The organism is Exiguobacterium sp. s75 (genome assembly GCF_018617145.1).
Classification (GTDB): domain Bacteria; phylum Bacillota; class Bacilli; order Exiguobacteriales; family Exiguobacteriaceae; genus Exiguobacterium; species Exiguobacterium profundum.
Map to the genome: position 1 here is coordinate 959,096 of NZ_JACSJQ010000001.1, position 14,073 is coordinate 973,168.

16 protein-coding genes are annotated in these 14,073 nt (G+C 46.5%); 6 read left to right on the forward strand and 10 right to left on the reverse strand.

Annotated features, from left to right (window positions below):
* Positions 1-17 precede the first annotated feature (17 nt).
* Positions 18-662 (reverse strand): YneB family resolvase-like protein, encoded by a 645-nt coding sequence (locus KNO68_RS04940; protein WP_012726457.1) that lies wholly within the window; start codon positions 660-662, stop codon positions 18-20.
* Between the two features lie 71 nt (positions 663-733).
* Positions 734-970 (reverse strand): hypothetical protein, encoded by a 237-nt coding sequence (locus KNO68_RS04945; RefSeq protein WP_012726458.1) that lies wholly within the window; start codon positions 968-970, stop codon positions 734-736.
* A gap of 203 nt (positions 971-1,173) precedes the next feature.
* Between KNO68_RS04945 and lexA the strand changes: the two genes are divergently transcribed.
* The 3 genes from lexA to KNO68_RS04960 all read left to right on the forward strand — a co-directional run bounded on the left by lexA (position 1,174) and on the right by KNO68_RS04960 (position 3,301).
* Positions 1,174-1,794 carry a transcriptional repressor LexA gene (gene lexA / locus KNO68_RS04950; protein ID WP_078147029.1) on the forward strand — a complete coding sequence of 207 codons (621 nt, stop codon included), beginning with the start codon at positions 1,174-1,176 and terminating at the stop codon, positions 1,792-1,794.
* Complete coding sequence (locus KNO68_RS04955; protein ID WP_078147030.1) at positions 1,794-2,234, forward strand: metal-binding protein; 441 nt, start codon at positions 1,794-1,796, stop codon at positions 2,232-2,234. Before lexA ends, KNO68_RS04955 begins: the two co-directional genes overlap by 1 nt.
* 191 nt (positions 2,235-2,425) lie before the next feature.
* Positions 2,426-3,301 carry an AraC family transcriptional regulator gene (locus KNO68_RS04960; protein WP_215112159.1) on the forward strand — a complete coding sequence of 292 codons (876 nt, stop codon included), beginning with the start codon at positions 2,426-2,428 and terminating at the stop codon, positions 3,299-3,301.
* An 88-nt stretch (positions 3,302-3,389) separates the two neighbouring features.
* Here the strand turns inward: KNO68_RS04960 and glnA are convergent, their stop codons facing one another.
* The 4 genes from glnA to hflX form a co-directional block, all read right to left on the reverse strand.
* Positions 3,390-4,730 carry a type I glutamate--ammonia ligase gene (gene glnA / locus KNO68_RS04965; protein ID WP_031423481.1) on the reverse strand — a complete coding sequence of 447 codons (1,341 nt, stop codon included), beginning with the start codon at positions 4,728-4,730 and terminating at the stop codon, positions 3,390-3,392.
* A 47-nt stretch (positions 4,731-4,777) separates the two neighbouring features.
* Entirely contained in the window at positions 4,778-5,182 is a 405-nt protein-coding gene (locus tag KNO68_RS04970; RefSeq protein WP_078147032.1) for a MerR family transcriptional regulator, read from the reverse strand.
* 92 nt (positions 5,183-5,274) lie between these two features.
* Positions 5,275-6,573 (reverse strand): methionine gamma-lyase family protein, encoded by a 1,299-nt coding sequence (locus KNO68_RS04975; protein ID WP_215112160.1) that lies wholly within the window; start codon positions 6,571-6,573, stop codon positions 5,275-5,277.
* A gap of 2 nt (positions 6,574-6,575) precedes the next feature.
* On the reverse strand, positions 6,576-7,823 hold the full coding sequence (gene hflX / locus KNO68_RS04980; protein ID WP_215112161.1) for a GTPase HflX: 1,248 nt from the start codon (positions 7,821-7,823) through the stop codon (positions 6,576-6,578).
* 101 nt (positions 7,824-7,924) lie between these two features.
* Here hflX and KNO68_RS04985 point away from each other — a divergent pair, with 101 nt between their 5' ends.
* The gene (locus KNO68_RS04985; protein WP_078147035.1) at positions 7,925-8,929 is read left to right on the forward strand and encodes a tyrosine-type recombinase/integrase; all 1,005 of its coding nucleotides are present in this window, start codon (positions 7,925-7,927) and stop codon (positions 8,927-8,929) included.
* Positions 8,930-9,013: 84 nt separating this feature from the next.
* On the opposite strand, the gene KNO68_RS04990 is transcribed toward KNO68_RS04985, so the two are convergent.
* Positions 9,014-9,574, reverse strand: coding sequence for a histidine phosphatase family protein (locus KNO68_RS04990; protein ID WP_078147036.1), 561 nt, complete (start codon positions 9,572-9,574; stop codon positions 9,014-9,016).
* 34 nt (positions 9,575-9,608) lie between these two features.
* Positions 9,609-10,202 carry a GNAT family N-acetyltransferase gene (locus tag KNO68_RS04995; protein ID WP_215112162.1) on the reverse strand — a complete coding sequence of 198 codons (594 nt, stop codon included), beginning with the start codon at positions 10,200-10,202 and terminating at the stop codon, positions 9,609-9,611.
* A 256-nt stretch (positions 10,203-10,458) separates the two neighbouring features.
* Here KNO68_RS04995 and KNO68_RS05000 point away from each other — a divergent pair, with 256 nt between their 5' ends.
* Complete coding sequence (locus KNO68_RS05000) at positions 10,459-11,616, forward strand: MFS transporter (RefSeq protein ID WP_215112163.1); 1,158 nt, start codon at positions 10,459-10,461, stop codon at positions 11,614-11,616.
* A 32-nt stretch (positions 11,617-11,648) separates the two neighbouring features.
* Here the strand turns inward: KNO68_RS05000 and KNO68_RS05005 are convergent, their stop codons facing one another.
* Positions 11,649-12,167, reverse strand: coding sequence for a hypothetical protein (locus KNO68_RS05005; RefSeq protein ID WP_215112164.1), 519 nt, complete (start codon positions 12,165-12,167; stop codon positions 11,649-11,651).
* 2 nt (positions 12,168-12,169) lie between these two features.
* The gene (locus KNO68_RS05010; protein WP_215112165.1) at positions 12,170-12,970 is read right to left on the reverse strand and encodes a hypothetical protein; all 801 of its coding nucleotides are present in this window, start codon (positions 12,968-12,970) and stop codon (positions 12,170-12,172) included.
* Between the two features lie 88 nt (positions 12,971-13,058).
* Here KNO68_RS05010 and KNO68_RS05015 point away from each other — a divergent pair, with 88 nt between their 5' ends.
* Complete coding sequence (locus KNO68_RS05015) at positions 13,059-13,607, forward strand: DUF4256 domain-containing protein (RefSeq protein ID WP_215112385.1); 549 nt, start codon at positions 13,059-13,061, stop codon at positions 13,605-13,607.
* Positions 13,608-14,073: the final 466 nt, after the last annotated feature.

A 14,073-nucleotide genomic window follows, 5' to 3' on the forward strand; every position in this document is an offset into this window, starting at 1 on the left:
AAATCAAAGAGGAAGAATCAAGTTTCAGCTACTGACTGGTGCTCGAGATAACGTCGATTGACGGTCGCTTTCGAGACTTCATAACCAAATCCTCGAAGGGTCGCCGCAATCTCAGCAAACGTCAAGCCACGCTCGCGTAATTGAATAATCTCTTCAATCGGCACTTCGATTCGATGTCGCCCGCCTTGATCGTTATTTTGAATATTGCGCTGTGGGTTAAATCCGTTGGCGACGGCACGGCGCATCCCACGAGAAATTTTAGCGTTATGAATCTTACGCTGATACTCTTCGACAACACTGACAATCTCCAATACCATCTTCTCGGCATCGGAAACGACATAGTCCGACGTCGACTGCATCGTCAGCAATCGCACGTCATGCTTCATTAGAGTATGCAAGATCGCAATCTTGGCATTCCCTCGTCCTAAACGACTGTCATCCGTGACGAGAACAGCATCGAGCTGAGAAGTGGATACATGGTCAAGTAAATCAAGTAGCCCTTGCCGATTGACTTCATAACCGCTCTCTTGCTCTGTGATGACATCTATGACGTCGGCCCCTAATCCCGAAGCCAGCTGCTGTAATTCTTCGACTTGCCGACTGAGTGATGTCTCTTGGGTAGACTTGTTCGTCGATACCCGGCAATAGATGACGACTCGCATCGCACCACTCCCTTTCATTGCATTCATTTGTTACGATACACAGTTCAAGAATAGTTCGCAATGAAGAACAATCACTCAGCGGCATACCATTTCATTTTTCGTTCGTTATGCTCTTCACGCTCTGCCATGATCTGTGCTTCGAGCGATTCCGCTTCGACGTATGCGACCTCTTGTTCAATCGTCCGCTCTGACGTGACGACCGGATCGACAACTTTTGGTTCCCCTCGCATTTCACCAGCCAAATAAAAAGCGAACATCCCGACCAAGAGCATCCCGACTAAAATGATTCCGTTGAGTGTGTCTTTCATGATTGAATTGCCTCCCGTATAAGAATATATGTTCGTTAGAACGTTTGTTCGTTTATCTGTTCTCATCATAAAACAAGAACCCGTGTTCGGTCAACACAAAAAAACGAACGAATGTTTGTACGCTCATGTGTTCTTGTGTTACACTAGACACATAAAGAATAGGATGCGATTGCAGGTTATTCGATTATATCGAGGTGAACATAATGAAAAAAATGTCAGCGCGACAACAACAGATTCTTGATTTCATCAAAGACGAAGTACGGGCTAAAGGTTATCCGCCTTCTGTTCGTGAAATTGGAGAAGCCGTCGGTTTAGCATCTAGTTCGACCGTACACGGTCATCTAGATCGTTTAGAGAAACGCGGATTGATTCGTCGAGATAAGACGAAGCCTCGCGCGATTGAAATTTTGACTGACGATATGCCGACAATAGAAGAGCAGGAGTCCGTCATGTACGTACCGGTCATCGGGAAGGTCACTGCCGGGACGCCGATCACCGCCATCGAGAACGTGGAAGAACACTTCCCGCTCCCGGCACATATCGTCGGGTCAGATAATGTATACATGTTGTCTGTCTCTGGGGATTCGATGATCAACGCAGGCATCTTGGACGGGGACCGGGTGCTCGTGCGCCAACAGAGCACGGCCGACAATGGAGAGATTGTCGTCGCCATGACGGAAGAAGGCGAAGCGACCGTGAAGCGGATTTACAAGGAAGCTTCAAAGGTCCGCCTTCAACCGGAGAACGACGAGTTAGAAGCGATGTATTTTGACAACGTCTCGATTTTAGGAAAGGTTATCGGTGTATACCGTACGATTCATTAATGGCTAGTGGCAAGACCCATACCCGAACGAATCTCGTGGCAACCGGAGCACTCGCGGTTGCCACGCCTTTTCTTGAGATCGATGTTCCATTCTCTTTGATCATCGGCGCCATTATCGGTACACTTTGGCTCTCCCCGGACCTCGATTTAAAATCAGACGCCTATTATCGATGGGGACCACTCAAATTGATCTGGCTCCCTTACGTAAAGCTTATGCCGCACCGTTCGCTCTTCTCGCACCTACCTGCTTTGAGTGATGTGATTCGGATTGCATATATCGGGTTCCCGCTCGTGCTGATCTTGCCCTTCACGGCATACGAAGAGGCAATCCGCTCATGGGTGGACATTCATGGCATGTCTTTCTTTTTAGGGCTCGTGTTTGCGACGACACTGCATACGACGCTCGACTATACTTCAACGTTTTTCAAAAAAGCGTTTTAACCAACAAAGGACCACCTTCGTGAAGTACAGAAGGTGGTCCTTTGTTTTAATTGGAATGATAACGTGTTATAGGGTATCCATTTTATGAATGAAATGCTTAAACTAATACGACCCGATCTTTCCTGCACGCAAATTATCGAGATGAGTTGGAAGAAATCCGATATTGTCAAACTATGAAGGAGGAGAACTTGATGGTAAAAGCATTAAATGAGCTGATGGACTTTATCGAACAGCACTTAACGGAAGAACTTTTAGATTCAGAGATCACAAAAATCACCGGACTATCTGCTCATCATTTTAAGAGAATGTTTTCGTATATGTCAGGAATGACACTTCACACTTATATACGAAATCGACGGTTTTCTATCGCAAATGAAAAATTGGTTCATGGTTCAAGCGTAACAGAAATCGCATATCTCTATGGATATCAATCGGTCGAAGGGTTTTCCAGAGCGTTTCGAGATTGGTCTGGTCATTTGCCTTCTGAAGTTATGAAGAATCACATTCAAAAGTCGTTCCCTCGCTTCACGTTTTATATCGATATAAAAGGAGGAACATTAATGGAGTTCAAGTTAGAAGAAAAAGAAGCTTTTCAAATCGTTGGAGTTTCAAAGCGTGTCCCTATTCAATTCGAGGGAGTCAACGAAGAAATCATGGAACTCGCGAAGTCGATTACGGAACAGCAACGGGCTCACATGCATGAATTGGGCAATTTATATCCGCATCGTGCCTTGAACGTATCGTTCAACTTTGAAGACGGTCACTTAGAAGAAGAAGGTTATTTGACACATATGATCGGTTTTGCCACGACAAGAGAAATTAAGTATGACGATGTCGAAGTGATCTCAATCCCAAAAAGTTTATGGGCAATCTTCCCGAACACTGGACCATTCCCAAGCACTCTACAAGAGACGATGGCAAGAACCTATGCAGAATGGTTACCTTCTTCGGGATACGCACTTCAAGACTTACCAAGCATTTCATTTAGCAAAATAGAAACAGGATATGACAACGTATATAGCGAGGTTTGGGTCCCTGTGAAGGTTAGAGAAGAGCCGGAATCATAAAGATATCTCCGCTATTATGATTTATCAAAAAGAGTATGGACAACCCAAATTGAGGGATGCTCCATACTCTTTAATGTATCTCTTCTATTTAGTAGAGCGTCATGTACTGATCGCGTTCCCACTCTGTTACTTGCATACGGAACATATCCCACTCGATTTCTTTCAACTCGAGGAAGTGTTCACCGATATGCTCACCAAGTGAGTCCATCACGACTTTGTCCGCACGAAGGACTTCGAGTGCGTCGAAGAGTGTGGCCGGGAGATCGTCGATTCCGTTTGCTACACGCTCTGGCTTGTCCATCACGTAGATGTTGCTATCGATTGGTTTAGGTGCATTCAAATCTTTTTCGACCCCGTCAAGACCTGAAGCCAAGAGGGCAGCAAGTGCAAGGTACGGGTTCGCCGCCGGGTCAACCGAACGTACTTCGATACGAGTCGAGAGACCACGTGCCGCTGGTACACGTACGAGTGGCGAACGGTTACGTGCGCTCCATGCAACATAGCAAGGTGCTTCGTAGCCTGGTACGAGACGCTTGTATGAGTTGACAGTCGGGTTACATACTGCCGTGAAGGCACGAGCGTGCTCCAAGATACCGGCTGTGAACGCGCGAGCTGTGTCTGAAAGTTCCATGTCGCCGTTTGGATCGTAGAAGACGTTTGTGTCGCCTTTGAAGAGTGACATGTTCGCGTGCATCCCTGAACCGTTTACACCGAATAGCGGCTTCGGCATGAACGTCGCGTGAAGACCATACTTCGCTGCAATCGTCTTAACGACGAGTTTGAACGTTTGGATGTTATCTGCCGTCGTGACAGCATCTGCGTATTTGAAATCGATTTCGTGTTGTCCTGGTGCTACTTCGTGGTGTGATGCTTCGATTTCAAAGCCCATGTTTTCAAGTTCGATGACGATCTCTTTACGGCAGTTCTCACCGAGGTCAACTGGTGCCAAGTCGAAGTATCCACCTTGGTCGTTGAGTTCAAGAGTCGGGCGACCTGATGCGTCTTTTTTGAACAAGAAGAACTCTGGCTCTGGTCCAACGTTGAACGCTGTGAAACCAAGTTTTTGCATCTTCTCAAGGTTACGCTTGAGTGTACCGCGCGGGTCACCGCTGAACGGTGTGCCGTCTGGGTTATAAATATCGCAAATTAAGCGAGCAACTTTTCCGCTGCCATCTGTCCACGGGAAGACAACCCACGTGTTGAGGTCTGGATACAAGTACATGTCTGATTCCTCGATGCGGACGAATCCTTCGATTGACGATCCGTCAAACATCATCTTGTTATCAAGTGCTTTGTCCAATTGACTGATCGGCACCTCGACGTTTTTGATTGTTCCGAGGATGTCCGTGAATTGAAGACGAATAAAGCGTACGTCTTCCTCTTGTGCGATGCGTTTAATGTCTTCTTTTGTGAACGTTTTTCTGGCCATGGTAAAATGTCCCCTCTCACATTGCGTAATGGTTGATGTGTGCGGCGTTATCGATAGAAACGTGAAAGCTCACCTTGAATGAGCGACGTCTTATTGAAACGACCGGCTTCTTGAAGCTGTGTTTTCAACAAATGATGTAACTCTTTTTCCGAAACCTTCGGTGCTTCACTGACCGGTGCGGTCGGAGCAGATGCTTCCGCTTCTTTTTCACCTTCTTGCTCTAACATGTGGCGAATCGCCGCCAAGTTAAAGCCTTGATCAATGTAATCCTTGATTGCGAGTAGACGTTCGACATCATTAAAGGAATAAAGTCGTCGTTTCGATTCCGTCCGACTAGGCGAAATCAGACCCTGTTCTTCGTAATACCGAATCTGTCTACCTGTCAGTTGCGTCAAATCTTGGACGATTCCAATCGGAAACAACGGGTTGGAGCGACGAAATTGATCGGCCATCCTTCCCCCTCCTTTTCTGTCTCACAATGTGAGAATAATATATGACAACAATCCTGTCAATAGATGTTAATAAAGTTAACATGACAGATTAGTTACAAATGTGTCGGCTGATTTTGGTCATTGAATTTGACCAATCCTTTACCGTGTAATTGGCTCAACGCCAACATGAGCGCGACTTTTACGTGAGCATACGTCAGACCACCTTGGACGTACGCCGTGTACGGCGCCCGAAGCGGACCATCGGCAGACAGCTCGATGGAAGAACCCTGAATGAACGTCCCAGCTGCCATGATGACGTCATCTTCATAACCCGGCATATAGGCCGGCACCGGTAACGCATGGGCATTAACCGGCGATGCCATTTGGATGCTCTGACAAAACGCAATCATCTTGTCGCGGTCACGGAACGTCACCGACTGAATCAAGTCCGTTCGTGGAGTCGTATAGTGGGGATCTGTCTCGAATCCGATCAAAGACAATAGACTTGCCGTCAAATGGGCCCCTTTTAATGCCTGTGCGACTGTATGAGGTGCCATATAGAAGCCTTGATACATCTCTTGAAGCGAGTAGAGTGATGGTCCGGCTTCACTTCCGATACCTGGGGTCGTCATCCGGAACGAACACCGTTCAATCAACTCTTTCGTACCAGCGATATAACCGCCCGTCTTCGCCAATCCACCGCCTGGGTTCTTGATGAGGGAACCAGCCATCAAGTCAGCCCCGACGTGCGTCGGTTCGATCGTCTCGACAAACTCACCGTAACAGTTGTCTACGAACACATACACATGCGGATGTTCCGCTTTAATCCGTTCGATGGCCACTTTGATTTCATCGACTGGAATACTGCGACGATTCGCATACCCTTTCGATCGCTGAATCCCAACGAGTTTCGTCTCAGGACGAATCCGTTCGAGGACGCGGTCGATGTCGATTTCACGTTCCTCTTTTAACTCGACAGTATCGTAATGGACACCGAGTTCTTTCAACGAACCGCGACCATCGCCACGGATGCCGACGATTTCTTCAAGCGTGTCATACGGCTTCCCCGTGATATAGAGCAGCTCATCACCTGGTAGAAGGACACCGAACAAGGCAATCCCAATTGCATGGGTACCGGAGATGATCTGCGGTCGGCATAGCGCGAGCTCGGCTCCGAACACATCCGCATAAATGGATTCGAGCGTGTCCCGGCCGATATCGTCATACCCATATCCCGTCGTCGGATTAAAATGAAAATCTGATACTTTATGCTTTTTAAACGATTCTAAGACGCGATACTGGTTGAATTCGGCCGTCTCGTCAATCCTTTCGAAAAACGGTTTGACCCGTGCCTCCGCTTTTTTTACGAACGGCGCGAGCGCATCATAATGTTCAATCTTTTCTTGCCACATACTTACACCTCAAATTGTTTTAGCGTCGCATATAGACGCGTGTCTTCTCTCATATAACCTACTAATTCGACAGAACCGTCATCTAAAAAGCTCTCTTCAAGACGATACATCGCCTCTTTGGCCGGGTGGTAATGTTCAAACGCCGTCACCGGGAGGATGACATGGACTCTTGTCAAAATGTCCGCAATCTTATCCTCGAGTGCTCCTGTCAACGTCACGATATCTTCCGATGCGATTGCCGAGATCAACAGTGGTCCGCCGACGAAGTCTTTCGTGAGACGGTCTTTCTTATTATATACCTCGAGCTGAGGTACCTCACTCGCACCGAGTTCTTCCAATACCGCATTCGTCGTATCGATTTGATTCAGGTAGTGCGGGTTCGATGCATCGATGACGTGGAGGATCAAGTCGGCACCGACGACTTCTTCCAAAGTCGAACGAAACGCCGCAACGAGTTTCGTCGGCAAGTCACGGATAAATCCGACCGTATCGGTGATCAGCACCTTCCCGCCTCGCGGAAGTTCGAGCTCGCGCGTCAACGGGTCGAGCGTCGCGAACAGTTCATCCTGCTCGTACGTGTCGGCATCAGTCAATCGGTTAAAGATTGTCGACTTCCCAGCATTCGTATACCCGACGAGCGCGACTTGGAATACGCGATTTTCTTTCCGGCGTTCTCGGTAACGTCCACGGTGTGCGACTGTCCCCTCGAGCTGTTTCGTGATTTCATCGATGCGTCGCTTGATGTGACGACGGTCCGATTCAAGCTTCGTTTCACCAGGACCACGCGTCCCGATTCCACCACCGAGTCGCGAGAGCTGCGTCCCCTGACCGATGAGACGTGGTAGCAAATAGTTCATCTGTGCGAGTTCGACCTGCAATTTCCCTTCCCGCGATTGCGCACGGCTCGCAAAGATGTCCAAGATGAGCTGGGTGCGATCGATCAATTTCATTTCATCCGGGTCGTTCAAGGCGATGCGAATGTTCTTCGACTGTGCCGGTGTCAATTCGGCGTTGAAAATCAATAAGTCCGGCTCGAACTGTTCGACGAGCATCGCGAGTTCCTCGATTTTCCCTTTCCCGATAAAGGTACGACGGTCGATTTGTTGACGCTTTTGGTCGAGTCTGGCAACGACTTCGCCTTGCGCCGTGTCCACGAGTTCGACGAGCTCGCCCATCGACTGTTCATATGTCCAATCATCGATGTCAGGCAACTGACAACCGACGATGACAACTTTTTCACGTTCAATCATGTAATCCCTCATTCCATAAAGTCTCACCTTCCATCTTACCACGAATCAGCGTATAGAGAACGTCCGTTTGTGGTAGGATAAAGGAAGAAGGAGGCTCGACCATGACGAAACGAAGAAAAGACTACCCGCTCCCGGAATTTATTGAAACCTACCTCTATCATCTCGGCGCCAGCGGTCGTCAACCCTCGACGCTTAAGCGATATCGCTACGACTTGATTGACGTGCATAAATACTTTCACGACCACAATGTCGAACTGAACGAACCGACGGACTGGTTAGACGTTCCGCTCGAATCGTGGAAGACATTCGTGAATGACTTCTTAATCGAAGAGAAGCACTATCAACAGGCGACCGTCGCAAGAATCGTCACGGTCATCAATAGCCTGACCCAATTTTTAAATCCGCTTCGTAAAAAGATGCTTGCCTATTCCCAACCGGCACATACGTTGACAGTCGACCAAGTCGCACTCCAATCTGAATTCGACCGACTCGTTCAAACGATTCGTTCGACGAGAGGACTGAGTGAGAATCAGCTCCAAGCTCATCCTTATCTCGTCAATCGGAACGAACTGATTGTGACGCTTTTCTATAAATATGGATTGCGTGTCCATCACATTATTCGTTTGCGAATGAGCGACTTGCATCTGGTCGATCACACCTTCGACGTGTACGATCGTCTCGGAAACCGTTTCACGTTGAAGCTGTCACAGGAAGATCAATCGTTGCTCATGAATTACCTGGCTGATATCCCGACCCCGGTACGACCACGTTGGTATTCAGAAGACCCGGTCTTCGTCTCATTCGATTTTGCCCGGATGACGTTCCGCTGGGTGTATGCGAAGAATCAACCGAAGCAATTGACGATCGTCATGATCACAAAGATGATGCGGCAGTTGAACGAACGAAGTGGACTCGCGCGCTCCGTCACGCCATCGATGCTTCGAAACGCCCATGTGTTGAAGACATATGCGGTCGATCTGACACCATCCGAGCGGATGAATATCACCTGTATGCATAAGGAATCTTCCCTCCGCCGGTATGAACAGGCGTATGAAGAGTTCGGAACTGAGTTATTTGAGTCAGACGAAAGACCCGCCCTCTCGTGAAGGGCGGGTCTTGGTCTGTACGATTTCAGGTTATCCAATGGTACGAAGACAACTTGATCCTTACCATCTATAGTCAATCGATTTCTAACCTTGAGGTTTATATAACTTCTCGACACTCATTAATGTGTTGTTCTCAAAAGTCGCCTTATAGATATCCGGCATGTCGAGTTCTTTCCAAAATTCATATCCATACTGTTCATCAAAGTAATTCAACATGAGAACCATAATATTTCCATGTGTGCCGAGCACCACTTTTTTCCCTTCGTATGTACTGAGCAGTGATATGAGAGCCTCTACCCCTCTAGATTGAGCCTGATCGTTCGACTCTCCCCCTTCCCATGCGAACGCAGGATTTTCCCAAACGGTCTCCATCGCGCTTGTAAAGTCTTTAGCCGGTTCTGAAGTCAAGGTTCGCTCTCTCAAATCATCCGACACTACAACGTCCTGTCCAAGATAATCCGCGATGCCTTTTACGGTTTGAACGGCTCGTTTATATGGACTCGAAGTCACGATATCGATCCCCTCATCGATTAGAAGGTTTGTAATTTCAGCAACATCATGCATTCCTTTCTCAGATAACGGTCTGGCGAATTCGTCTGGTGTATAGGTAGAATGTGCATGTCTGACAAAATATATGGTTGTCATTCAGTAGTCCCCTTTTAAAATGTCTCGTCGTTGTTTACATACGATGTCCAGCCTCATCAAAAGCTTTAGAATGATGGTTTAGCTGCAAAAATTCATGTTTCAACAACCCGTAGACGACATGATCGACGTAACGGTCATACAGCCACTCCGCATCTCGAATGACCCCTTCTTTCTTAAAGCCGAATCGTTCCGGAAGTGCCCGACTCTTCACATTCTCTGTCGCGACTCGGATCTCAATTTTATTTAGTTTCAAATCTTGAAACCCATACTCGATGATGGTCTCGAGCGCTTGACTCATGATGCCTTCCCCTTGAAACTCTTGTCCGAGCCAGTATCCGATTGTGCCACATTGGATACCACGAGCGATTTCGTTAAATCCAATTGTTCCGGCCAGTGCTCCTTTATACATCAAAGCGAACGATTTTGGGTGCCCGCCCGTTTCAATCAACCCTTTAATTCGTCCCTCTATGTTCTGCTTCGAGTCTTCCACCGTCTCAATATAGTCGAGCCAACCAAGCCACTCTCGCAAATAAGGCTTCGATGCAATCGTGAGCTTAAATAACTCGTCCGCATCGTCTGTGTTGAACATTCTCAGTGTGACATCATCATTTAGTTTATATTCAAGCATATAGTCCCATCCTTATCATTCATTATTTTTTCAATTCACTTTCGTAAAGTAACCCACGTAATTGCTTTTTACCCACTACCATCAAAGCTTGTTGAACATTCCACTCTTCTATTATGACAATTTCACCCATATGATAAGTTTACAGAATTAATCAAATTTTGTATAATTATTTTAATATCATTTTATGAAGAGGTGAAAATGTGTAAAAACGATTCGTCTAACCTACCAAATTAAATAGATTCGGAGGAGATTTGTGATGAAATCGTTTTACACACTGCTCGTTAGCCAATGGCTCGCAAACATTGGCGATGTCCTATACATCGTCGCGCTCATTGCCTTGCTGTATCAACAAACTGGGTCCGCTCTCATGGCGGCCAGTTTCCCGATTGCCGTGACTGCCGGTATGACGCTCAGCGGACTCTTTTTCGCCCGCATCCTCAACCACTACTCGCTCGGGAAAACGCTCGTCCTGTCACAACTGATGAAGACGATCACCCTTGTTCTCGTTCTCTTCACGGATTCGATTCTTGTTCTCGGCCTCGTCATGTGGATTGCATTTCTCGATGGATTCGCACGTCCGATTCAAGCCTCATTCATCCCAAGTTTGGCGACGAATCGTCAACAAGCGAACAGCCTAGTTCAAGGTTCCAACCAGTTCATCCAACTCGCGATGTGGCCGCTCGGGACGATGCTCGTCTCTCTCTCGTCTAGCGCCTTTGCATTAATCGTTTCACTCGTTCTCTTCAGCCTTTCAACGGTTGTGACGATTTACTTCTATCAATCGCTTACGGAAGACATCGTCGATGATGGAACGGAGGAATCGATTACCTTACGCGATAGTCTTACTTATGTAAGAACGTCACCATTCGCTCGTCGTGTGACTTGGTTTGTGACGTATGAATCATTTGTCAGCACGCTTTGGATTTCAGCGTTGCTTCTCGTCTATCTCGAGCGACATCTGCAAGTCGATACAGGCTGGTGGGGAACGCTTAACGCATCATTTTTGATTAGTATGATCGCGGCGAGTGCTTATCTTTATCGGTCTCGTCGAGCACCCTCGCTACCGTCGACTGCCGTCTTATCCATTGTTGCCGCTCTGTTGTTCGGCGTGACCGAGCATCTCGCGTTTGCGATTTTGGCGTTAGTGATTCAAGGCGCAGCCACACAAATCCGCATCATTCAGACGAACACCGTCATTCAAGAACAGATCTCGACTACACAACTTCCTTATGTGTACAGTGTGCAACAAACGGGATATGCCCTCGCATTCAGTATGGGAAGCTTATTGTTCGGTCTTCTTGCGGATGGGCTCCCGATTGATTCGGTATACCTTCTCGGTGCATTCTTGACCCTTCCGTTAATCTGGATTGGACGATTGACCGAACAGTCCATTTTGACCGCATCATCTGTATAAACAAGAGGCGCCTTCTCTAAGAGAGGGCGCCTTTATGTATAGAACTTTCCACCGAAATATATGGTTGGACTTCCTTTTCGATTACAATCGAGTGAAATCACAGATGCAACGGTCGGTTCCGAAAGAGTGATGATTTCTAAAACTGAGTTCAGGCCGCAAATACGATAGTGCGTGAACGGTGTTGAATCGTCATGTATCAACTCCCAAAACGAGAAACGCGTTCGTGTCAAGAAATCCAAATACCCGGATTGCTCGAATCGTTTGATTTGCGAACCTTCGAACTCATCTGACGGTTCATCGATGATTCCATCCGCAAATGACTCTTGAATGACCTCCATATAGACGACATCTTCAAAGCGTAGTTTTACATTGATCACTTCTCGCCGGGAATGAACCCCGCCCACTTCGACTCGTTCACGGAATGTCGTGTTTCGCTTTCTCTGGTGATCGAGTAATTTCACTTGAAAGGTGAGGCGACTCGATTCTAAATCATGCTGAAAATCAAACACATGTATCATCCCATGATAGAAGAATAGATCCTCAAACTCCATTGTCACTCCTCCTTTTCGTCACTTTCGTATTGAAATACTCCGACGCCATAGCCTCGCCTAACATCTCCTAAAATGAAAAGTGAAAGTATACACGCTTCAGTCTCAATCAAAAATCGAAATTCTTCTAATTCTTCTCTTGTCTCAATCATTGTAACCAATTGCAGGAAATCACTTTCAGATACATTTGAAAGATTGCATGTCACTATATAGTCATTCGACCATATCCTTCTCCCATGATGTTCGATACTGTACTCACACTTTGTCTGATCTGCCCATTCCTTGAAATCAGATAGAAATCGATTGTTCCTCAAAATTGTCTGAAACGAAGTGACATCTGATATACATAATAGTTGAGATAAGAACGCCGCTGCCGACTTCACTTTTGGTAACCCAAATTCCCTCCAGTTGCTATCCGACGGTAGGTTAAATAGATTTTCTTTCTTTAGAGAAAACGAATCAGGGTCATGAAACTCGCGACTGTAAGCACTTAGAAAATCAACTGTCGAAATGCGTCGTTTATCGAGATTGATCCGTGTCTGTGTTGAATAGATCTCACGACTATACGGATCATACAATAAGAAAAGTTTTTCCCCTATGTAAACGCCTAACGGCAAGGTCAAATCAATGTACCGAAGTCGTCCTAATTGTGAACTCGTGACCATCACGTCAAGTTCACAATAATCTGTGACTCGATATGAACCGGCTGGCAATCGACTTAAATAGCCATGTTTCAATGTGAACAAATCCATCGTCTGAAATGACTGAACATGTAAATGTTCGACGTTTGTTTCATCAAAGTTCAAACCAGATTCTCCTTTCTTGTAACGAATGAAGTAAATTGAACTAAATAATGTCGTATACTGAAAGAAATACATGATTGGAGTGATTCTCATGTCGAAGCTTTCACACGAAGAAACCCTCGAATTACTTCATACCCTCGAGTCTCGTTTCACTGAAAACGTTGAACGTCATTCTGACGTCGTCTGGTCAGACATATTGGAGCGTATTCAAATTGATCAGGATAAGTTGACCTCACTCGCCTTGATGGAAGAGACCGGCGGAGAACCGGACGTGATTCGACTCCCTAACGGAGACCTCGCTTTTTGCGACTGTTCAGCCGAGAGTCCGAGCGGTCGACGAAGTCTCTGCTATGACGAACCAGCTCTTGAGGCACGTAAGAAGAACAAACCCGCCGGAAGCGCGGTCGCCCTATCTGAACAGATGGGCATAACCCTTCTCGATGAAGAAACATACCGACACTTACAAACGCTCGGTGCATTCGATTTGAAGACGTCAAGTTGGATTCAGACACCGGACACCATTCGTCAAAAAGGTGGCGCCCTGTTCTGCGACCGTCGCTATGATCACATCTTCGTCTACCACAATGGTGCAGATTCCTATTATGCCGCTCGAGGTTTTAGAGGAATGATCACGATTTAAGCAAGGCATTGCGCCTTGCTTTTTTTTTATTGCAATAACCAACTAAAGACTTTCGGAATATATATGATGAAAAATAAGCTGACAGGAATCACTGCGAAAAGCCTTAATATCCACGTATATTTACCCTTGAACTTCCTGAAGTAGAACAACAACGCATCAAACGCAATCGCATTTACTGTCAAATTCGGTTCTTCTATACCGTTCTCAATCCATTGTATGAAAAAATCTTCCATCCAGGAAAGGGTTCGAGAGCGAACGACTCGTTGAAACTCGGTGTAAGGTTGTATTTCAGCCTCACAAACCAGGCTCCTATATAGACAAAGATGAATAAGAACGCGTAACAAATCAGTACAACGTTCCACAATTTCCCTTTCCATCTCTCACTCCGAAAGTACAAGACGCCAATCAAAATCAGGACACTAAATATCACATTTATTATGAATGGTGGTGAAATCGTCAGAATCGA